Source organism: Kluyvera ascorbata ATCC 33433, assembly GCF_000735365.1.
Lineage (GTDB): Bacteria > Pseudomonadota > Gammaproteobacteria > Enterobacterales > Enterobacteriaceae > Kluyvera > Kluyvera ascorbata.
In genome coordinates this window covers 1-20,986 of sequence record NZ_JMPL01000075.1, presented here as the reverse complement: position 1 = coordinate 20,986, position 20,986 = coordinate 1, and the positions used below count along the sequence as shown (strand labels likewise).

Below are 20,986 nucleotides of genomic sequence, written 5' to 3'. Positions count from 1 at the left end.
TGACGATGTAGACACCCAGCAGGAAGATCACGACTGGGATGGCACGCGCTACGCCGTCCTGCACTCACCGCCGAAGAAAGTCGGCAAAGTCACCAATCTGAGGCTCTAACCCCATGCCTGATATTTCAACACCCAATCTGGACTATGGGAACATGGTGCAGGCGTGGGACATCAACGACGCCCTGATGGGCGGCACGCTGTATATGCGCCAGCTTGGCGAAGCTTATCTCCCGCGCTGGCCGAAAGAGGACAAAGAGGATTACCAAAAGCGCCTAGCTGTGGCCACGCTGCTGCCGGCGTACGAAGAAACCATCAACCAGAATGTGGGCCGCGTTTTTGCTGAGCCAATCCAGCTTGGTGAGAACGTCCCAGACCGGCTGCGCGAGTTTGCGAAGGATGTGGATCTGGAAGGCAGTCGCCTCGATGTGTGGGCGCAGGCGTTCTTCAGCCTGGCGATGCAGTATGGCCTCTCTCATGCGCTGGTGGACTATCCCCGCGTAGACGCCGAGCAGGTGAAGACCAAGGCGGACGAGAAAGCCACTGGCGCGCGACCATACGTCACCATGCTCAATCCCCGCCAGGTGATTGGCTGGAAGTCGAAGATGGTCGGCGGCAAGGTTCAGCTCACAGCACTACGCATCAAAGAGGTGGTGGTCGAAGATGGCGACGACTTCGGGCAGACCAAGGTTGAGCAGATCCGACTGCTGACGCCCGGCAGAGTTGAGATTTATCGCAAGGCCACTGGCGACAATGCCCAGGCTAACTGGACGCTGCACGAAGAGTGGGAAACCTCCCGCAGGGATATCACCCTGATCACGCTCTACACCAAACGCACAGGCTTTATGTGTGGCTCACCGCCGCTGCTTAACATGGCTCTGCTGAACGTCAAGCACTGGCAGAGCCAGAGCGAACAGGACAACATCCTGCACGTAGCGCGCGTTCCGTTGCTAACGGTATTCGGTCTAGAGGCTGGGCAGGAACTGGTAATTGGTTCTTCGTCTGCAACACAGTTCTCTGACCGTCAAACGCAGGGACTCGAATATGTCGAGCACACCGGCACTTCAATCGCATCGGGTAAAGAGTCGCTGACCGACCTCGTGGAGCAGATGCGCCAGGCGGGCGCTAAGTTGCTGCGGACTGATAACACCTCTACGAAATCTGTAGACCAGACGTCTGAAGAGAAGATGCAGGAGCAGTCGCCGCTCTACACAATGGCGACTAGCCTGGAAGATGCGATCGACAACATCCTGCAAATCATGGCTGAGTACATCGGTGAGGCAGAGGGTGGCAACGTCGATGTCCGTACTGAGCTGGACGTTGAGTCGAAAGAGTTCAACCCTCCGGCGGCGCTGGCCATCCAGTCGCTGCGCCAGGGCGGTGATATTCGTCGTGTTGACGCGATTAAATCCCTCCAGAAGCTGAACATCATCGATGCTGATGCGGATCCAGACGTAGTTCTGAATGAGTTACTGGCTGAGTCGGCCTCACTGACCGAACCGCCACCAGGCGAGGTGTGATATGGCGCGCACCGTCAATGACAGGCTCCAGGATGAAACCATAGCGCATGGCCTGTATGTTACGCGCTACGGTACTGGCGTTGCCCGGCGAATGGTGTCACTGCTTAACAAAATGGATGCTGACCTGGCTGCCAAACTGCTGGTGCTGTTGGACGGCAAGCGCGCTGATACCTACAGCGCCCGCCGCCTGGCCTCGCTACTGGCCGGTGTGCGTGACCTCAACCAGCAGGCCTATGAACCGGTTAATGCCGCGCTGGCGCGCGAACTGACGCGCTACGTTGAGTATGAGGCCGGGTATCAACTGGACCTGTTCAGCAGCATCATTCCGAAGCAGATTATCCAGCATGTTCCGCTCCAGAGCATTGCACCTGAGCAGGTTTACTCTGCGGCAGTGGCGCAGCCCTTCCAGGGGCGCTTGCTGAAGGAGTGGGGCCAGAAGCTTGAAGCTGACCGGCTGGACAAAATCACCAATGCCGTTCGCTCTGGTTTTCTCCAGGGTGAAACGGTAGAGCAGATTGTTAAGCGCGTTGCCGGTACGCCGAAACTCAACCGCGAGGATGGGGTGATCAACGCCTCCAGGCGTGACCTGGCTGTGGTGACCCGTACCGCGGTGAATCATATGGCCGCCACGGCGCGCCAGGAGTTCGCTCAGGCCAATAGCGATATCGTGAAGGCCAAGCAGTGGTCATCAACCCTCGATACCCATACCAGCCAGTGGTGCATCATTCGCGACCGCAAACTCTACACGCTCGATGGCAAGCCGCTGGGGCACGTTGTTCCGTACCTGCGGGGACCGGGCAAAATCCACTTCTGCTGTCGTTCAGGCGAAATACTGATTACCAAATCCTGGGAAGAGCTGATGATTGCGCCCAGCGCGCTGAGTAGCGCCACGCGCGCCTCAATGGATGGTCAGGTGCCAGCGCATACCAGTTATGCCGATTGGCTTACCAGGCAGCCGTACGCACGTCAGGAGCAGGTGCTGGGCGTTACCCGCGCCATGATGCTGCGTGACGGCAAAATCACGGTGCCGGAGATGTTTAACGATGCCGGGGATTTCCTGACCCTGGACGAACTGCGCCGCGTGGATGCGTCGGCGTTCCAGTAGCACAAACCTCATCAACATCAGGCTGCCTTCGGGTGGCCTTTTTTATGCCTGCCGCTGAGCGGATGCGACGCGGTGACCGGGTCGGATGACCTATTACCAATGGCCGGAAGGCTGGAGCAAAACAATGAAACTCAAACTCGATGCTAACGGCAATGTGGTCGTTGAAAACGGTATGCCGGTTTACACCCATGATGACGGCAAAGAAATCCCGTTCGACGCAGCCGCAGCGATGACCAAAATCACCTCCCTGAACGGTGAAGCTAAAACTCACCGTGAAGCGAAGGAGGCGGCGGAAGCCAGTCTCGCGAAATTCTCTGGCATCACCGATCCTACCAAGGCGCTCGAAGCCCTGGAGATGATGACCAAAATCGACCAGAAGAAACTGATCGACGCTGGTGCCGTTGACCAGGTTAAGGCTGAGATCACCAAGGTTTACCAGCAGCAACTGGACGAAGCGAACGGCAAAACCAAGCAGCTGGAAACCCAGCTCTACGACGAGATGATCGGCGGCCGCTTCGGTGGTTCGAAGTTCATCTCCGAGAAGATGGCGATCCCGGCTGAGTTCGTGCGTTCCCACTTCGGTCAGAACTTCAAAATCGAAGACGGCAAAGTCGTGGCGTACGACGGGCAGGGCAACAAGGTGTTCTCCCGCACCAAGCCTGGCGAGCTGGCCAGCTTCGATGAAGCGCTGGAATCTCTGGTCGAGTTGCATCCGCAGAAAGACTACATCCTCAAAGCGTCCGGCAACAGCGGCGGTGGTTCTCACCAGTCGCAGCATCAGGCCGGGCAGAAAACCATGAAACGCGATGCGTTTGATTCCCTGGACGCTGCTGGTAAGCAATCAGCACTGAAAGATGGCGTCAGCATCGTCGATTAAATCGAAAGGAGCCATAAATGGCAGGCAATACCCTAACTGGTCTGATCCCGACCATCTATACCGCGCTGGATGTAGTGTCCCGCGAGCAAACTGGTTTTATTCCTGCGGTGGCGCGTGACGCTAAAGCAGATGCAGCTGCCAAAGACCAGACCGTGCGTGCACCAGTTGCGCCTCCGGCCACCACTGAAGATATCGTTCCAGGGCCGTCTGCACCTAATTCTGGTGATCAGACTATCGGCGGTGTGGATGTAAAAATCACCAAATCCAAAATGGCTCCAGTGAAATGGAATGGTGAAGAGCAGCTGGCGCTTGGCCCAGCAGGAACCTACAACACCATCCTGGCAGATCAGTTCAAACAGGCTTTTCGTGCTCTTGCCAACGAAGTGGATGCTGATCTGGCCGCGCTGTATTTCAACTCCTCGCGCGCAGTTGGTACGCCGAAGGATACCCCGTTCAGCGTTAAAGACGATTTGTCTGATGCTGCGCTGGCACGCCAAATCCTGACCGATAACGGCGCGCCAACCACCGACCTGCGCATGGTGCTTGGCGGCGAAGCGATGGCATCCATTCGTGGTAAGCAGTCCGTATTGTTCAAAGCGAACGAGGCGGGCACTGACCAACTGCTGCGTGAAGGTGTTATCGGTCGCATCATGGGCTTCAACCTCCATGAGTCCTTCAGCATTAAGCGCACCGCGAAAAGCACCGCGGCTGGTTACAAGGTCAACGGTGCCAAGAAAGAGGGCGATATCATCGTTGCTATCTCGGCGGGCACCGGCGGCATTGCTGCGGGCACTGCTGTGAAGTTTGATGGTGATGACAACCAGTACCTGGTTGTGGCAGCAACGTCTTCCAGCATTACCATCAGCGCACCAGGCCTCCGTCAGGATCTGGCTGACCAGGCCGCCGTCACTGTGCTCAGCGAGTTTACGCCGAACATGGCGTTTGACCGCGGTGCATTCCTGCTGGCGAGTCGCACCCCTGCGATGCCTGAAGGTGGCGATACTGCTGATGACGTCATGAACGTGACCGATCCGGCATCAGGCATCACTTTCCAGGTTGCTCTGTACCGTCAGTACCGTCAGGTGCGTTACGAGGTCGGTCTGGCGTGGGGTGTGGCCGCCGTGGCGCCGCGCCATTCCGCCATCATCATGGGCTAACCACAGGGGCTTCGGCCCCTTTGTTTTTCAGGAGGCCCAATGGCCGGATTGACCAGAGAGCAGCGCGCACAGCGCGAGGCTGAAAAGCTTGCGGCGCAGAACGGCACTGAACATGCTCCTGCCCAGCAGGAACAGCAGCAGGAACAGCAGCAGGAACAGCAGCAGGAACAGCAGCAGGAACAGCAGCAGGAACAGCAGCAGGAACAGCAGCAGGAACAGCAGCAGGAACAGCCAGGCATTGAACTGGTGGTCATGGTGCGTGATATCCCTGAGTTCCCCGGCGGCCCGTTGAGCGCTGATGTTCATCCTGACGAAGTTGACAACTGGCTGGCGCTGGACTGGCGTCTGGAGGAATAACCATGCTGGTGGCCGATCCTCATTCGCCAGACTTTAACACCTACGCCAGCGTTGTTGACCTGCGCGCGTTCGCGGCGGGGCGCGGATATACCGTACCTGCCGATGATGGTGAGTGCGGCCAGATGCTGATGCAGGCGATGGACTATCTGGAAGGGCAGCAATGGCGCGGCCAGCGCTCCAGCGCAACTCAGTCGCTGTCGTGGCCTCGCTCTGGCGTGCGATTCGATGGCGTTGACCTGCTGGATGATGCTATCCCACAACGGCTGGTTGATGCGCAGTGCCGCCTGGCTATCGAGTCGCAGGAGATTGACTTAACGCCTTCGGTTGCTGGTGGCGGCGCGGTGACGATGGAGCGCGTCGAGGGGGTAATAACCGTTCAGTATGAGGCGGGCACGAACAAGGCTGCGCCGTCGTTCCCCTGGTTCTATTCCTCGCTGCGCGAGCTGGTGGTGGGTGGCAATCAAATCCGTATCGAAAGGGGCTGATATGGCAATCAACTACCTCCGTATGCGAGCTACCGCAACCCGACTGCTAACCGAAAACGGCAAAACCTACCAACTGACCCGCGGCGGCAGCATCACCCGCGATCAGTTCGGTAAAGAGGTCACCATCCCAGCCATTACCGCGACCGTCACTGGCGTTATCACCGAATACTCCTCCCGCGAAATTGATGGCTCCCTGATCGCCACCGGCGATAAGAAGCTGGCGACCACGTTCGAAACGGAAGTGCGTATTGATGACCGCATCGAAATCGACGGCAAGAAATGGCGCGTGGTGCAACCGAACCCGGTTAAGCCTGCTGACGTGCTTATCTCCTACAACATCCAACTGAGGGCGTGAGTATGGCCAGCACAGCTAATCAGCCGTTCCTGGCTGCCATTCAGTTATTCGTGGATAGTTCTAAGCAGGAAATGGACGAGGTTGTGCGCCGGACGGGTATCAAAATACTGGGCCGCCTGGTTGAGATGTCCCCCGTGGGTCAGCCTGAAACGTGGGAAGTGAATCAGACGGCGTCAGCCTATAACACTGCCGTTCGTGAGCATAACGCAGCGCTTCGCGATGACCCAGCAAACGTGACGAAGTCCGGGCGCCTTAAACGCGGGCTGCGAGTGAACGACTCGATGGACATCAAAAAGCCTGACGGCTATGTCGGCGGGCGCTTCAAGAACAACTGGTATGTGGGCTTTGATAGCCAGCCGACCCAATCCAACGATACACCTGATGCCTCCGGCCAGGGTTCCAACTCCCGCGGTCTGGCGGTGCTCGAGGTGTTCCGGGTAGGCCAGGTCAGCTCGATTTTCTTCACCAATAATCTGCCATATGCAGCAGCACTGGAGAACGGGCATTCCGGCCAGGCACCCGGCGGCATGGTGGGTATCACTGCGCTGGATGCTGCGCAGTTGTTCCGTGAGGCAATGAGCGAGGTGCGCAATGGCCAGTGACCAGTCAATGCGAATTGCTGAACTACTGGAGAGCCGCATTGCGGTTATCTGCTCTTCTCTCGGGCTGCCAGTAGCCTGGCCGAATATACCGTTCACTCCCCCGGATAGCTCACCATACGGGCGTGCTTATGTTCTGCCGGCGCAGACGGTGGGGCAAGACCTGGGTGGTCAATTGCGAACCTATCAGGGCATCCTGCAGTTCAACGTCATTGATCCCGCAGGTGGCGGCGTCACTCAGGCCAGGGGGCTGGCAAAGTCTGTCGCTGATGCGTTTCCGGAGGGACTTCCGCTGGTGGATGGTGACCTGACGGTCTACATCAACGGGCCGCCACAGATTCGCTCACCAATACAGGATCGCCCGACCTCTGCACCAAACGGCAGTAGTGGCTCCATCACCTATACCATCCCCATCAGTATGCAATATCGCGCTGATTACTGACCCGCCGCCCGGCGGGTTTTTTATTACCTAAATTCAGGAGAATGCAATGGCATTCGCAATCCCTAACGGGTCGCGTGTAAACGTGGCCAAGGCCTATCTGGCCGCAATTACCTTTACTGCGGCATCCAATGCGACGGAATGCGAACTGACCGTTGCCTCGGCTGCCGGCATTCTGGCTGGCGATGTTGTCCAGGTTAACTCTGGCTGGCTGAAGCTCGACAACATGGTGCTTCGCGTGAAGTCGGTCACCGGTACCAAAATCGTGCTGGAAGCGTTCGATACCACCGATACCAATAAATTCCCAGCTGGTACTGGCGCGGGCACGCTTCGCAAAATTGATTCGTGGATCACCATGCCACAGGTCATGACCTTATCCACTGAAGGTGGCGACCAGCAGACCATCAGCGTGCAGTTCCTGGAAGATGATAAGGCTCGTACTATCCCGACGTTTAAAAACGCGGTCGTTCAGGTCTATACCTTCGCTCACGATCCGTTGCTTGCCATCTACAAACGACTCATTGAACTGGATGAGTCAAGCGATACGACGGCAATCTGGTTCCACAACCAGCGCGGTAAGGCTGACCGTTACTATTCTGCGAAAGTCTCATTCCAGAAGGTTCCAAAGACTGAAATCAACGCCGTAGAAAGCAACGAAGCGCGCATGAACTTCGAATCGGATATGCAGATTTACCCGATCGCTGACTCTTCCGCTGTGCCACTGGCGTTCCTGACAGACCTGCTGGCAACCAAGTCTGTTGCCTCTGGCTCACCTCTGGATCTGGCTGTTGTCATGCAGGGTGGTTCAGCGCCTTACACCTACGTATGGAAGAAAGGCGGTACCGCCATTCCGGGCAAAACCGCTTCGACGCTCAACATCCCGACCACCTCATCCACTGATGCTGGCGTTTACACCTGCGAAGTTACCGATGCCGCAGGCAAGACCCTAACGTCGGCTGCATGCACCGTTACTGTCAGCTAACCAATCGGGCCCGGTTCGCCGGGCTTTTTCGCAATGAGTACCGCTGGCTAATTTTCTGTATTCGCATTGCCCATCTTTTCAAACTGCGCCTTCACACGCGCTCTCTAACCAAGAACCTTTCAGAAAGCGTTCCTGAGAACTGCCGTTAGTGCCGGTGGGCCTCTTGGGGCGGCTTTTCTGTGTGAACAGGTTCGCTTTTTAAAAGGTACACACCATGAATAACCCAACCGTCTCAGTGAATGGGGTCTCCGTCCGCGTTGATGACGAAGGCCGGTACAGTCTTAACGATCTTCATGCGGCAGCGGTAGCTAACGGAGAGGCTACTGAGTCACAAAGGCCCAGCGTCTTCCTGCGTAGCGCGCAGATCAAACGCTTCGTTAAAGCGCTAAAATCCAAAGCACTAAAAAGTGCTTCGGAACAAAATCAACCACTTAAGGTTATAAAAGGCGGTGATCAAAGTGGTGCATGGGGCATTGAACTTCTGGCAATTCGCTATGCCGCCTGGATAAAACCAGAGTTTGAGATTGAAGTGTACGAAGTATTTAGAACAGTGGTGCGTCTGGGTATTAGTGCCATGTCGCGCCTGAACAAAATCGACCACATCATCAACACTGAAACCAAAGCAATTAGCCAGTGTGCAAGTCAGATGGCTAAGTGGGGTATTAGTGGGCGCAAACAACTCCTGCATTCAGTCCGGGAGCGTGCTGCTGACGAAGTCCAGATGTATCTGCCCGGCATTAACTAATACCCGCTCCGGCGGGTTTCTTTTTTTCTAAGGAACCGAAATGACCCAATTCTCCCTGATCCCAAACCCAACCTTCTCCGCAACTGCCAGCATCCCGCGCGCCGGTACCGAAGACGGCAAGCTTACATTCACCTTCCGCCATAAGACGCTGGAAGAGCTGCGCGCGATGGACGAGAAACTGCAAAAGGATGCAGCAAGCAAGAAAGCTGCTATTGAGCCACAGGCCGATTACCTGATGGAAATCGTCGATGGCTGGGCGCTGCCGGATGAACTCACCCGCGATAACGTGATCGTCCTGCTGAAGAACTACCCTCGCGCGTTTGACAGCATCGGCCTGGCTTACACCAAGGAACTCATGGGCATCCGCGAAAAAAACTAAGGCAGGTCGCCGCAGCGATGTATACGCCGGGGCCGACTCTTGCGGAGTTGAGCGCTTTTGGTTTAACGCCTGAGGACGTAGAGGAAGAGGTGGGGATTCTGCCGTCGGTATGGAAAGCTTTCACCATTTTCTCCACGCTGGCGACCCAATGGCGCGTTGGCGCGAGCGGGGCGACCGGCCTTGATTACAACGTACTCCCCTGGATGTTTGAGTTACACGGGGTTGAGGATGCGGCGGCCTGTATGGCTGACCTTCAAATCATGGAAAGCGAGGCACTTAAGGTAATGCATAAGGAGACGAAATAATGTCAGACCAAATCGCCTCGATTACTTTGAGGGCTGATGTTGCCGACCTGAAAACAGCCAGCAATGAATTGGATAAATTAGGTCAGGCAGCTGCCGGAGCAGTAGAAAAAGCCGATGACCTGAATAGTGTATTCCGTGCTGGCGCTGAATCTGCGAAACAGGGCAGTGAAGGAATTAAGGAACAGCAGAACGCGCTCAGGGGGCTGCTGGAGAATATTGACCCGGTAAACAAGGCGCTTAACCGCCTTGATGAGCAGCAGGCGGCACTGCGAAACTTTCAGGCCAAAGGTTTCCTGGATACCGAGACCTTTCAGGCTTACAACAAAATACTGGACGACACTCGCCTAAAGCTGACCGACACTGGCGAAGCGGCGGCGAAAGCGCAGGCAGAACTGGCCGCCACCCAAGCGGCAGAGAAGCAGTCCACAGCACTGAAAAACCTGCTGGGCTCAATCGACCCGACGATTCGGGCATTTAACTCGCTGGATGAGCAGCATGCTCAGCTGGTGGCGCACTTTGAGTCAGGGCGCATCAATAGCGCTCAATTCGAGCACTTCAACACCATCCTGAACCAGACACGTGAGCGACTCACCGGCGTGGCTGATGTTCTGCCTGAGGCGTTATCGCGGCAGGAAGCCGCAGCACGCCGTGCCGGTATCTCCGTGGGCCAGTACAGCGCCGCGATGCGCACGCTTCCGGCACAGTTCACCGATATAGCCACGCAGCTGGCTGGTGGTCAGTCTCCGTTCCTGATCCTGCTCCAGCAGGGTGGGCAGATTAAAGACCAGTTTGGCGGGGTGGGTGGCGCAATTTCCGGTGTCGGTACTTATTTGCATGGGCTGCTTGGTTTGCTCAATCCTGTCACCATCGGCATTGGTGCTTTGGTTGTTGGAGCTGGTGCGCTGGCGACCGCTTGGTATCAAGGAGCGCAGGAGGCGACCGAGTTTAACAAGCAGCTTATCCTGACCGGTAATTACTCGGCACAGTCAGCGGTCCAACTCTCTGACATGGCGCAGAAGATTGGTGGTTCAAGCGGCAGGGTTGCGGAAGCGGCGCGTACGCTGTCTCAGGTTGTTGGCGCTGGCACATTTAAAACCGACCAACTCGAAGCTGTAACCCGCGCCGCCATGGCTATGCAGGATGCGACCGGTCAGTCAGTTGATGCCACAATTAAGAACTTCCAGAAGCTTTACGATAGCCCGACTAAAGCGTCGGAAGATCTGAACTCAACGCTTCACTTCCTCACCTCGGCGCAGTATGACTACATTGCGTCACTGGAACGGCGTGGAGATAAAGAGGGGGCAGCGGCGGCGGCGGCCAAGGCATACGGCGATGCCGAGCAAAAACGAAGTCAGCAGATCCTCAATAACATGGGGTTGATTGAACGCGCCGCCAAAGCCACCGGTAATGCCATTAAGGGAATGTGGGATAGCCTGCTGGATATCGGACGCCCAGAAGCGCCTGAAAACATGCTCAAAACGATGCAGGCCAAGCTTGCAGAGACGGAGAAAGCATTGCTTCCTGAGCGCCAGCGGATGGGGTATGGCTATAGTTACGATACCAGTAACAGCGATCAGGAATATGACGCCCGTCGCAAAGCGCAACTGGCCGCAATATCATCTCTGAAGGAGCAAATCGCCGCTCAGCAGCAGATAGTTAAGCATCAGGAGGATATAGCTTCAGCAGCTAACTCCACTCAGGAGGCCGACGATAAGCGTACTAACGCGCTTATTTATCAGAACCGTATTCTTGAGCAGTCCATGACGTGGCAAGAGAAGCGCAGCCGGGCGCTATCTGAGCTATGGAAAAATGTTGCTATAGCGCCTGATAAGTGGAGCGATCAGCAGCGGCAGCAGGCCGTGGATGCCATTAATAAGCAGTTTCATCCGGACAAAACGCCCAAGACTCCAGCCGTTAAGGTTTCAGCCGGTGATCGCTCAACCGACACCTACAATGCTGAGGCTCTAGCTCTGCAAGCTCAGCTCAAAACGTTGCAGGATCATCGTGACATTAACGATGTAATCAGCCAGCAGCGTAAGCAGCAGTGGGAGTTAATCTCAAAAATCACCATCCTCGAGTCCACCGCTAACGATCCGAAAGGGCGTGCGTTAACGCTCGATGAAAAATCGTTGCTGGCGAACAGAGAGAAGCTGCTAGCTCAAGCAGATATTAATGCCGGGCTGGGTGATCAAATTGCGAAGCAGCAGAAGCTGAACTCTCTGGCTGACCAGGCGACTAAGTTTGCACAGCAGCAGTCTGCTAAGCAGGCGGAAATTGCTGCGGCAGCTAAAGGATTGTCCACCCGGGAGGCAGAAAGAGAGGCGACGCGCCAGCGGTTGACTGAATCCTATGCCTTTAACCCTAACGCCCAGAAAAAGGTTCTCGCAGAGCAGGAGGAAACTTACCGGAAAGAAGATGAGCTTCGCAGCGACTGGCAGGCTGGAGCAAAGCGTGGCTGGGCCGACTATGCCGACTCAGCAACAAACACGTTTGAAGCTATGCGAAATGTGGCTGGCTCTACGTTCAGTGGTCTATCCGATATGCTGACTGATCTGGTTACAACTGGCACGGCAAGCTTCAAAGATTTTACAAAGTCCATGTTGAAGATGATTGTGCAGGTAACGAATCAGTTACTTGTGGCATATGCCGTTCAGGCAGCGATGGGGTGGATTAGCGGCGGCGCAGCACCATCCTCGGGAGCAGGGCAATCCTTCGCAGTTCCATCCTTTGCACCAAATGCCAAAGGTGGCGTGTACGAGTCGCAGGGGCTGCACAGCTATGTGAATGGTGTCTACGATTCACCTCAATACTTTGCATTCCAGGGCGCTGCCCGATTTGCCAAAGGTGGTGTTTTCGGTGAGGCGGGGCCTGAGGCCATCATGCCACTGGCGAGAGATTCTGCCGGTAGGTTAGGTGTCAAAGCGCAAGGCGGAGGAGGTGTAGGGCATCAAATCAATGTCGATATTTACGTGGATAATAAAGGTAACGCCACAACAAATACCAGTGGTGGCGGTGATGCCGCTGCAAGGGCGCTGGCCGACACTATCAAGCAATATGTCACTGAGGGAATTGTTAAGGCTGTTAAAGATGGTGGAGTTATCAGCCAAAGTTTCGCAAAAAAATAGCTTCACACAATTCTGGTTACATACCTGACTCCCCTAGTTATCATATGCAAAACCACGATAATCAAGGGGATGATAGTGAAAAAATTGCTATTGGTGGGGATTGCTTGTTTGCCACTTACCGGGTGCTTTGGAGAATACAGTGAAGCCATAAATTATGGGGAGTCACAAATCAAGCAGTCATTGAAAGATCCAGATAGCGCAAAATTCAACGATGTATGGTTTTCACCAGATGCGAATAATGGCAATCCTAGAATCAGCGGCTATGTCTGTGGCGGGGTTAACGCTAAAAATTCATTTGGCGGCTACGCTGGAGAAAGGCCGTTCTTTATTTACGTAGTTCAGCTTGAGTCTGGTTATTTCAGTGGCAACCTCGGGATCATCCAAAGCGATGACGAAAAATCCATGAAAAGATTTGAACAATTTTGCAAGAGATAGCTCACGCCAACATCAAGCCTCGCATACGCGGGGCTTTTTGGTCTACAGTCGATTGAGATCAATGAATCAGCATTTGCCGTTGCGCCTGCGCTATCTCCTGATAGGATTAATCTTATCTTTTACTAATGGGGATAGGGATGTGAAGAAAACTCTTGTCGTTCTATTGGTGTCACTTTTCTCGCTAACAGCAATGGTGCAAACAAACCATGCTCAGGTAAGAAAGGTGGAATATCGCATTGCTCGGGTGAAAAGTTTGTTTGTAATGATGGAACTATCAGCAAGTCTAAGAAGGTTTGCCAGAAATAGCTGTTTATGAATGGCTCCCAATATCAAATTCAAACCCGCTCCGGCGGGTTTTTTTATGGAGAAAATATGGCAGTTGAAACCTATAACTGGTTCTCCCAACTCGGCGCTGGGCCTATTGAATATAGCCAGTCGGTACGAACGGCGCAGTTTGGTGATGGCTACGAGCAGGCGGCTGATAATGGCATCAACTCCACGGCGATCCAGGTGCCGATGAAACATACCGGCACTGAGGCGGAGGTTAACGCATTACGTGCATTTCTCCTGGGTCACACCGTGAAGGCCTTTATCATCACGCCCCCGGGCGAAGATAAGGGTCTATACCGCGTTGTCGCCGACTCAGTGCGTAAAAACCAGATCAGCAGTAAATTCGCTGAGCTGACGTTCACCATCAAACGGGCTTACGGAGTGTATGCATAATGGCATTAGTTGATCAGGCGGCGATGCTGGCACCGGGTGGCAGAGTACGCCTGGTTGAAGTTGACGCTTCAGAGTTCAGTGGCGGTATTCACCGTTTCCACTACGCACCTTTCCCCCATACACCGGAAGAGATCGACGCTGCCAATGGTGATGAAGAAAAGCTCGGACCAAAGCCAATTATTTGGGACGGAAAGACCTTCGATTTCTGGCCATTCCAGATTTCTGACCTCGCAATCTCAACCGATCAGGCCGCCGAGCCGAAACTTAGTGTCTCGAACCTTGACGGGCATATCACGGCGCTCTGCCTGCAGTTCAAGGACATGGTTAACGCGAAGGTAAGCATCATCGATACCTATGCCGTTTATCTGGACGCGGTGAACTTCCCGGGCGGCAAGAACTCGACAGCAGATTCGACGATGTTCACCCTCCAGACCTTCTGGCTGGACACCAAAACCTCAGAGGATGATGAGGTGGTTACGTGGTCGCTCAGCAGCCCGGCGGATTTGCAAAACCTGGTTATTCCGACCCGGCAGATGACATCACTCTGCGAGTGGGCGTTGCGCGGCCAATACCGTAGTGGAGACGGCTGCACCTACAACGGCACGGCCTACTTTGATGCCAAGGGCAACTCGGTTGCCGATCCTGCACTGGATGAATGCGGTGGCTGCCTCAGTGATTGCAGGAAGCGCTTTGGTGCTGGCCTGGCGGAGCCCAATACCGCGACTCTCGATTTTGGCGGATTTCCAGCAACGGTGCTTTTTTCCCGATAATCGGACATCAAAATGAACAAAACGATTATGAATGCCATCCGGGCGCAAGCGCTGGAGGAATCGCCGCGGGAGTGCTGCGGCCTCGTCATCCAGTCAGGGCGGCGTCAGCGTTATGTGCCGGCGCCAAACAGTCACGAAAACCCGACTGAACATTTCCGTATTGATGCTGAGCACTGGGCAAATGCCGAGGATGCAGGGACGATCATCCGCGTCATTCACTCACATCCGGGTGACGGCTCGCGGCCTATCCCGTCCGACCTCGATCGCCAGCAATGCAACCAGTCGGGGGTGGTGTGGGGCATCTACGCCCCGGATGCTGACGAGTATGCCGAAATCACGCCGGATGCCATCCCGCTTATCGGGCGTCCGTTCATTCTGGGCTCTCACGACTGCTGGGGGCTGGTCATGGACTGGCATGCCACTCAGGGCGTCACGCTGACTGATTTCCGGGTCGATTACCCGTGGTGGGAAAGCCAGTACCCGGACAACCTCTATTTCGATAACTGGGAGCGGGAAGGGTTTATCGAATGTGACCCCGCGCCAGGCTGCATGGTCATCATGCAGGTCGAATCAGGTAAGTGGAATCACGCTGGAGTCATCACCGAAGAAGGCGAACTGCTCCACCACCTTTACGGCCAGCCATCCTGCGTTACGCCGTATGCGCGCGGCTACTTCACAGACCGGACGATGATCTGCGTTCGCCATAAAGATTTACCACAGGAGATTCAGCCATGGCGCGTCTAACCACTATTCGCCTTTACGGCGCACTGGGTGCACGTTTTGGACGTGTGCATAAGCTGGCGGTGCAGACCTCAGCGGAGGCCGTGAAGGCGCTCTGCATCAACCTGGATGGGCTTGAAAGCTATCTGATGAACGCCAAAAAGAACGGCATGACGTTTGCAGTGTTCCGCGGTAAGCGCAACATTGGCGTGGATGATTTTAAAGAGCTTGCCGGTAATAGTGATATCCGTATTGCACCAATTATGGAAGGGGCAAAAAAGGCAGGAATATTCCAGACAATCCTTGGTGCTGTGATGCTGGTTGCTGGGGTGGTAATGACTGTTATATCTGGTGGAACGGCTTCTCCATTGGCGGCCAGTCTGATGGTCGCTGGTGGATCAATGATGGCGGGTGGCATATACCAGATGCTTTCCCCGCAACCCAAGGGCCTTCAGGGCCGCGATGATCCTGATAACAAACCCTCTTATGCGTTTGGCGGTTCGGTAAATACCCTGGCAATGGGCAACCCCGTCGCCATTCTTTACGGAGAAAGAGAAATCGGCGGCGCCATTATCAGCGCAGGGATCGTGGCAGAGGATATTTAACAGTTTCCCACTCATCACTTAGCACCCATTCGGGTGCTTTTTTTATGGATGCAATATGGCAACGATTACTGGTGCAAAGGGCGGCAGCCAGAAGCAACACACGCCCGTAGAACAGCCAGACTCAGCGCAGTCTATGGCGCGCTGTCGCATGCTTCTGGCGCTGGGTGAGGGGGAGTTTGCTGGCGGACTGGATGCCACTCGCATCTTCCTGGACGGCACACCATTGGGCAATGCTGATGGTTCTATGAATTTTGAGAGTGTGTCATGGGATTTCCGCCCTGGTACTCAGGTCCAGGAGCCAATCCCTGGCTTTCCAGCTGTCGAAAATGAAACCAGCATTGGGGTTCCGTTGACGAATGCTGCACCATGGACGCGAGCAATCAGCAACACGCAGATTGATGCAGTACTGGTGCGTGTCGGTATTACCGGGCTGCAGCAGCAGGAGAATGACGGCGATATTGTTGGGACGACAGTCAGGTACCATATCGACCTAGCCGTTGATGGTGGTGCGTACAGCACCGTAATGACCAAAACGGTCACGGAGAAGCTGAGTTCGCTTTATGAGCTAACGCACCGTATCAATTTACCTAAAGCCACAACCGGCTGGCAGATTCGCGTTGTTCGCGACACAGCCGACAGCACTAGCGCGATGCTGCAGAACAAAACCCAGGTGCAGGCCATCACTGAAGTCATAGATGCCCGTCTGCGGTATCCGCATACTGCGCTGCTGTATGTGTCGTTTAACGCCAAATCATTCAGCAATATCCCCAAAATTTCCTGCAAGCCAAAAGGGCGCGTCATTCGCATCCCGACAAACTATGACCCGGTTAACCGGACATACCTTGGCACCTGGGATGGGACATTCAAATGGGCATGGAGTAACAACCCTGCGTGGATCTGGTTTGATGTGCTGACTGAACCGCGTTTTGGCCTCGGGCGCCGGGTAACGGTGGACATGCTTGATAAGTGGGAACTTTACCGCATTGCACAGCGCTGCGACCAGTTGGTGCCAGATGGGAAAGGTGGCACAGGCACAGAGCCTCGCTTCATATTCGACGTGTACATTCAGGCGCAGGCCGATGCATGGCAGGTAATCAAGGATATAGCCGCAGGGTTCAACGGCATGACGTTCTGGGGCAACAACATGTTCAACGTTGTCTCCGATATGCCTGCCGACACGGCGAAGTTGCAGATCATGACTCGCGCATCCGTCGTGGGCAAACCTAGCTATTCCAGCGGCAGCGAGAAGAACCGCTATTCCAGCGCACTAGTCAACTTCAGCGACCCGGACAACCACTACCAGGACCGCACGACGGCGGTCATGTTTCCGGAACTGGTGAAGCAGTTCAAGTTCAAGCAGACGCAACTGACGGCCATCGGGTGCTCGCGGGAGAGCGAGGCTCAGCGTCGCGGCGGCTGGGCGGTGTACTCAAACTCTCTTGATCGCATCATTACGCTACAGACTGGCCTGGATGGATACATCTATGTGCCGGGAACCGTGTTCGCCTTTGCTGATGAGCGCATGTCTGGAAGAGTGTATGGCGGCCGTGTTGTTGCCTACGATGCTGCGCTGAGGGCGGTAACGACGGACCGCGGAACCAGTGCGGTAGCTGGTGATACGCTAATGATCCGCACGTTGGGTGGCATTGTTGAGAGTCGAGTTATTCAGACGGTCAACGGTGCGCAACTTATAGTGAGCACGCCTTTCACGGCACAACCACAGCCTAACGCCGTGTTCGTTATCGATGCCGGGCAGTTACGCCTGCAGTATTTCCGCGTGACCAATCTGGCGTTCAATGATGAGGAAAACACCTTCAGCATTACCGGCGCAGAGTACAACGCGTCGAAATATGATGCCGTTGATAACAATGCGCGCCTGGATACGCCGCCGATTAGCCTGATACCGACAGGCCTGGTCAGTCAGCCCACGAATATCGCGATTAGCAGTTACGACTCGGTTAGACAGGGCCAGCGTATTGCCACCATGGTGGCGACCTGGGATGCTCCACTGGACAAGAACGGGAAGCCACAGGCCGATATCGTTGCATATCAGGTGCAGTGGAAGCGGGACGATAATGAATGGATCAACGTCCCCGAAACCGGGCTGAGAAATATTGAAGTGCCAGATGTTTTTGAAGGTGATTATCTCGTGCGTGTTCGGGCCATTAACTCAGGTGGTGCATCCAGCCTATGGGCAACTTCAGCATTAACGCACCTTAATGGGCGAACTGGTGATGTACCGATCCCTGTTGGGCTGCGTACCACCGCTATCAATTGGGGCATTCAGCTTGACTGGTCTTTCCCCGCAGATAGTGGCGATACTCTTCAAACCGAACTGCAGTATTCAGTGAATAGCAATGGCGATAACCCGCTACTTCTTGCCGGTGTTCCTTACCCTCAACACACATATACCCAGTTAGGACTGAAAGCAGGGCAAGAATTCTGGTTCCGGGCGCGATTAGTTGACCGCATTGGCAATCAAAGTGACTGGACAAGTTGGATCAGGGGAATGGCCAACGATAATGCCGATGATTACCTGGGCGATATCGCCGGCGATTTCCTGACATCCAAAGACGGTGACGCGCTGACCAGTGCGATAGACCAGAACATCGAGGGCATTCTGCAAAATGCGCTGGCGAACAACGCCACCATCGATCACCAGTGGGCGCAGTACGGAGAAATTCGTGCGGATATTCTGATAGTCAAAACAACAATTGCCGACGTTGATAAAGCGATGGCCGAACTGTCTACCACCGTCCAGGCGCAAATCGAAGATGTGACAGCCACACTGGAAGATAAACTGACGGCGACCGTTGACGCTGATGGGGCCACTGCTATTCATACCCTTAAAGCGGGCATCAGGATTAATGGCGTGTACTACAGCGCCGGTATGAGCATAGCGGTACTGGCAGAGAACGGTAAACCGGTTGTCACCCGTATTGGATTTAATGCGAACCAGTTCGTATTAATGAGTGGTGAGGGGGATACGCAATATTCGCCATTTGCGGTAATTAACGGTCAGGTGTTTATCAGTAGCGCATTTATTCAGGATGCAAGTATCACAAGCGCGAAAATTGGCAACGCGGCAATCACTAACGCGAAAATTTCAGGGGCTCTTTGGTCAACTGGCTATAAGGTTGTTGATGAAGGAGGGTGGTGTTTATCTAAGGAAGATAACAACCTCTCATTCACCGGATCTAGTGGTCAGTTGTTGGTGCAGCTCGGGAAGATTACAGGAGTGGCCCCAAATGTCTGAGTATGGATTTAGTTGCTGGCTTGAGGATGGAACGCCGAATAACTACGGAATAAAGCCAGTTTCCGTATATGGTGCGCAACTATTGTCTAATGGGCAGAAATCGGGCTCATGGACAATTCCCCTGGCTGAAGGGTTGAAGCTGAATTACTACCATGTCGCGAACGCTTCCGAGACAAGTTCTGGCGGCCTTGGTTCTGGTCGGCGAAAAGTGACGATATCAGGTAACACAATAACGGTGAGTTCGGCGGGAGACTCTGAGTATGCTGCAAATACATATCAGGCCGCGAGAGCTTTCCTTGTGATAACTATTGAAAAGGGGTGATATGTCTTACGGGATATTATTAGCGACTTCATCTGGTGAAGTCTGGGTTAGTCCGGAAAGTATTCCTCTGGCGTTATATGCGAAAAAGAGTATCACTGTAACCAACTCAACTACGATTACCACTATTACTCAGACCTATGATGTTAATAGCCCAATAATCCCTTTTGTATACACCACAGGCGAGGGGGCACTATGGTCTGATATTGCGAACGGAGTCTGCACAATATCTTTGCGTAATGCCGCTGCAGGTACGCGGATGGATGTATATTTCTTTTCTATTTTCGCTCAGCCATTACCAGATTATGGTCTCGCAATCTGGGATGCTAACCGTGTCTGCATTTTAACTAATGAAACAAAGACATTATCCGACCTTGAAAAGGTAGGTGGGAGTGGTGCTGCATCTGATAATGGTATTAATAGCAGTGTCTTTAAGTCAGGTAAGTGGGGGTGTGTCCCTGAGTATCTTGGTATTGCCGTGGGAGTCATCAATGACCCACTCCCTAGACCATGGCAGTCTAATATCCGTGCGTTAGCTCGCAGAGAGGGCATGGGCACAAGGATTACTGCATATAGCGATGCAGGGTCATCAACGGGGGTCTCGGGACTTGGATTCACCAATGGACATGGAAACATAATTATTACACGAGTAGACGCATACGATTAAACGATCGATTTAAACGATCAATTACGCTTAAACGATCTATTAAATCAATTATCAATTAATTTAATTCGTTGCTATTTTCATTTTAATTAACCTCTATTTGGTGATTAACATGAAATTGGCCGTATTAGTATTTTCTCTATTCCTTATTTCAGCGTGCTCCGGAACGTTTCAAACACGGCAGCCTGTTTGTTCCGGGACGGCTCTGGTTGGTGGTCAGGAGGTATCCGTAAGTATTTACAATGTACGGAAAGTTGCAGGGCAAACTCAGTATAAAGCGGGGTATCCGTTTAACTGGCAATGGGTTGGGAAAAATAACTTTACCAGAACAACCTGCTCCTGACCCCCCCATATTCAAAATCACAAACCTCGCTCAGGCGGGGTTTTTTATTACTCAAATTCAGGAGCCAATATGTCAGCAGGCACTTTAACTCTGACGAATAATTCTGATGCTGTTACCGGGGTCGGTACCACGTTCACGACCGAGCTGGCAGCCGGTGATTTCATCGTTACGACGGTAGGCGGTATCACTTACACGCTGCCGGTGAAATCGATTGGCAGTGGCACGCAGCTCGTTTTAGTCAGCAAATATTCCGGGCCGACGCAGGCGGGCGCGGCGTGGAAGGCTGTTCCCCGTGCAGCGCAAAACCAGATAACGGCGGAGCTTGTCGCTCAAACAACCGCAGCGCTGCGTGGGCTCAACTATGACAAGCAGAACTGGCAGGCAGTATTCAGCGCCAGTGGTGACATCACTGTTATGTTGCCGGATGGTTCGACGTTCACCGGCCCGAGCTGGAAAAGCCTCATCGATATTCTGAACAACATCGATATTGATGCGGTGCAGCAGTTGGCGGACCAGGTGCGAACGGATGCACTGCAGGTGGGGTCGGATAAGCAGGCGGCAGAAGTTGCGGCGAGTTCTGCAAACTCAGATGCCAGCGCAGCTGCATCTGCGAACAGCACCGCGCAGACGGCAAAGCAGGATGCAGAAACAGCCGCCGGAACTGCGACCGATAAAGCGACTGAATCCAAAAACTCCGCAGAAGATGCGAAGACGGCGAAAGAGG

General features: G+C 54.2%; 23 protein-coding genes and 1 pseudogene. All 24 read left to right on the top strand.

Translation table 11 applies throughout. From position 1 onward, the window contains the following. Positions 1–113: 113 nt before the first annotated feature. Positions 114–1,517: a DUF4055 domain-containing protein gene (locus tag GKAS_RS16175; protein WP_035895718.1), complete on the top strand. Its 1,404-nt coding sequence runs from the start codon at positions 114–116 to the stop codon at positions 1,515–1,517. A gap of 1 nt (position 1,518) precedes the next feature. After that, a complete protein-coding gene (locus GKAS_RS16170) occupies positions 1,519–2,622 on the top strand; it encodes a phage minor head protein (RefSeq protein ID WP_035895716.1) in 1,104 nt (367 codons plus the stop codon). 124 nt (positions 2,623–2,746) lie between these two features. Next, positions 2,747–3,499, top strand: coding sequence for a DUF6651 domain-containing protein (locus GKAS_RS16165; protein ID WP_035895714.1), 753 nt, complete (start codon positions 2,747–2,749; stop codon positions 3,497–3,499). Between the two features lie 17 nt (positions 3,500–3,516). Further along, a complete protein-coding gene (locus tag GKAS_RS16160; RefSeq protein ID WP_035895712.1) occupies positions 3,517–4,656 on the top strand; it encodes a major capsid protein in 1,140 nt (379 codons plus the stop codon). A gap of 39 nt (positions 4,657–4,695) precedes the next feature. Then, positions 4,696–5,013: a hypothetical protein gene (locus GKAS_RS16155; RefSeq protein ID WP_035895710.1), complete on the top strand. Its 318-nt coding sequence runs from the start codon at positions 4,696–4,698 to the stop codon at positions 5,011–5,013. Positions 5,014–5,015: 2 nt separating this feature from the next. Continuing rightward, positions 5,016–5,498, top strand: coding sequence for a DnaT-like ssDNA-binding protein (locus tag GKAS_RS16150; RefSeq protein WP_035895708.1), 483 nt, complete (start codon positions 5,016–5,018; stop codon positions 5,496–5,498). 1 nt (position 5,499) lies between these two features. Beyond that, positions 5,500–5,853, top strand: coding sequence for a hypothetical protein (locus tag GKAS_RS16145; protein ID WP_035895706.1), 354 nt, complete (start codon positions 5,500–5,502; stop codon positions 5,851–5,853). A 2-nt stretch (positions 5,854–5,855) separates the two neighbouring features. Beyond that, the gene (locus GKAS_RS16140) at positions 5,856–6,455 is read left to right on the top strand and encodes a hypothetical protein (RefSeq protein ID WP_035895704.1); all 600 of its coding nucleotides are present in this window, start codon (positions 5,856–5,858) and stop codon (positions 6,453–6,455) included. Further along, entirely contained in the window at positions 6,445–6,894 is a 450-nt protein-coding gene (locus GKAS_RS16135; protein WP_035895702.1) for a DUF4128 domain-containing protein, read from the top strand. The genes GKAS_RS16140 and GKAS_RS16135 overlap by 11 nt, the downstream gene beginning before the upstream one ends. A 46-nt stretch (positions 6,895–6,940) precedes the next feature. Then, positions 6,941–7,873: a phage tail tube protein gene (locus GKAS_RS16130; protein ID WP_035895700.1), complete on the top strand. Its 933-nt coding sequence runs from the start codon at positions 6,941–6,943 to the stop codon at positions 7,871–7,873. A 214-nt stretch (positions 7,874–8,087) separates the two neighbouring features. Continuing rightward, the gene (locus tag GKAS_RS16125) at positions 8,088–8,618 is read left to right on the top strand and encodes a KilA-N domain-containing protein (protein WP_035895698.1); all 531 of its coding nucleotides are present in this window, start codon (positions 8,088–8,090) and stop codon (positions 8,616–8,618) included. 40 nt (positions 8,619–8,658) lie between these two features. After that, a complete protein-coding gene (locus tag GKAS_RS16120; protein WP_035895697.1) occupies positions 8,659–8,997 on the top strand; it encodes a phage tail assembly chaperone in 339 nt (112 codons plus the stop codon). A 17-nt stretch (positions 8,998–9,014) separates the two neighbouring features. Further along, positions 9,015–9,302, top strand: coding sequence for a DUF1799 domain-containing protein (locus tag GKAS_RS16115; RefSeq protein ID WP_035895695.1), 288 nt, complete (start codon positions 9,015–9,017; stop codon positions 9,300–9,302). Continuing rightward, a complete protein-coding gene (locus GKAS_RS16110; protein WP_035895693.1) occupies positions 9,302–12,427 on the top strand; it encodes a phage tail tape measure protein in 3,126 nt (1,041 codons plus the stop codon). Before GKAS_RS16115 ends, GKAS_RS16110 begins: the two co-directional genes overlap by 1 nt. Positions 12,428–12,496: 69 nt before the next feature. Further along, entirely contained in the window at positions 12,497–12,862 is a 366-nt protein-coding gene (locus tag GKAS_RS16105) for a hypothetical protein (protein ID WP_035895691.1), read from the top strand. Between the two features lie 162 nt (positions 12,863–13,024). Continuing rightward, positions 13,025–13,168, top strand: coding sequence for a YdcA family protein (locus GKAS_RS25340; protein ID WP_246870743.1), 144 nt, complete (start codon positions 13,025–13,027; stop codon positions 13,166–13,168). Between the two features lie 66 nt (positions 13,169–13,234). Then, on the top strand, positions 13,235–13,585 hold the full coding sequence (locus tag GKAS_RS16100; RefSeq protein WP_035895689.1) for a phage tail protein: 351 nt from the start codon (positions 13,235–13,237) through the stop codon (positions 13,583–13,585). After that, a complete protein-coding gene (locus GKAS_RS16095; RefSeq protein ID WP_035895687.1) occupies positions 13,585–14,355 on the top strand; it encodes a phage minor tail protein L in 771 nt (256 codons plus the stop codon). The genes GKAS_RS16100 and GKAS_RS16095 overlap by 1 nt, the downstream gene beginning before the upstream one ends. Positions 14,356–14,367: 12 nt before the next feature. Further along, positions 14,368–15,099: a C40 family peptidase gene (locus GKAS_RS16090; protein WP_035895685.1), complete on the top strand. Its 732-nt coding sequence runs from the start codon at positions 14,368–14,370 to the stop codon at positions 15,097–15,099. Further along, positions 15,087–15,680: a tail assembly protein gene (locus GKAS_RS16085; protein WP_035895683.1), complete on the top strand. Its 594-nt coding sequence runs from the start codon at positions 15,087–15,089 to the stop codon at positions 15,678–15,680. The genes GKAS_RS16090 and GKAS_RS16085 overlap by 13 nt, the downstream gene beginning before the upstream one ends. 55 nt (positions 15,681–15,735) lie before the next feature. Further along, complete coding sequence (locus GKAS_RS16080; RefSeq protein ID WP_035895681.1) at positions 15,736–18,936, top strand: TipJ family phage tail tip protein; 3,201 nt, start codon at positions 15,736–15,738, stop codon at positions 18,934–18,936. A gap of 323 nt (positions 18,937–19,259) precedes the next feature. After that, positions 19,260–19,922, top strand: coding sequence for a hypothetical protein (locus GKAS_RS16070; protein ID WP_051910780.1), 663 nt, complete (start codon positions 19,260–19,262; stop codon positions 19,920–19,922). Positions 19,923–20,031: 109 nt separating this feature from the next. After that, positions 20,032–20,262 (top strand): phage exclusion lipoprotein Cor, encoded by a 231-nt coding sequence (gene cor, locus GKAS_RS25335; RefSeq protein WP_035895677.1) that lies wholly within the window; start codon positions 20,032–20,034, stop codon positions 20,260–20,262. A gap of 69 nt (positions 20,263–20,331) precedes the next feature. Further along, a pseudogene (locus GKAS_RS25330) lies at positions 20,332–20,986 on the top strand (tail fiber domain-containing protein); the annotation flags it as partial.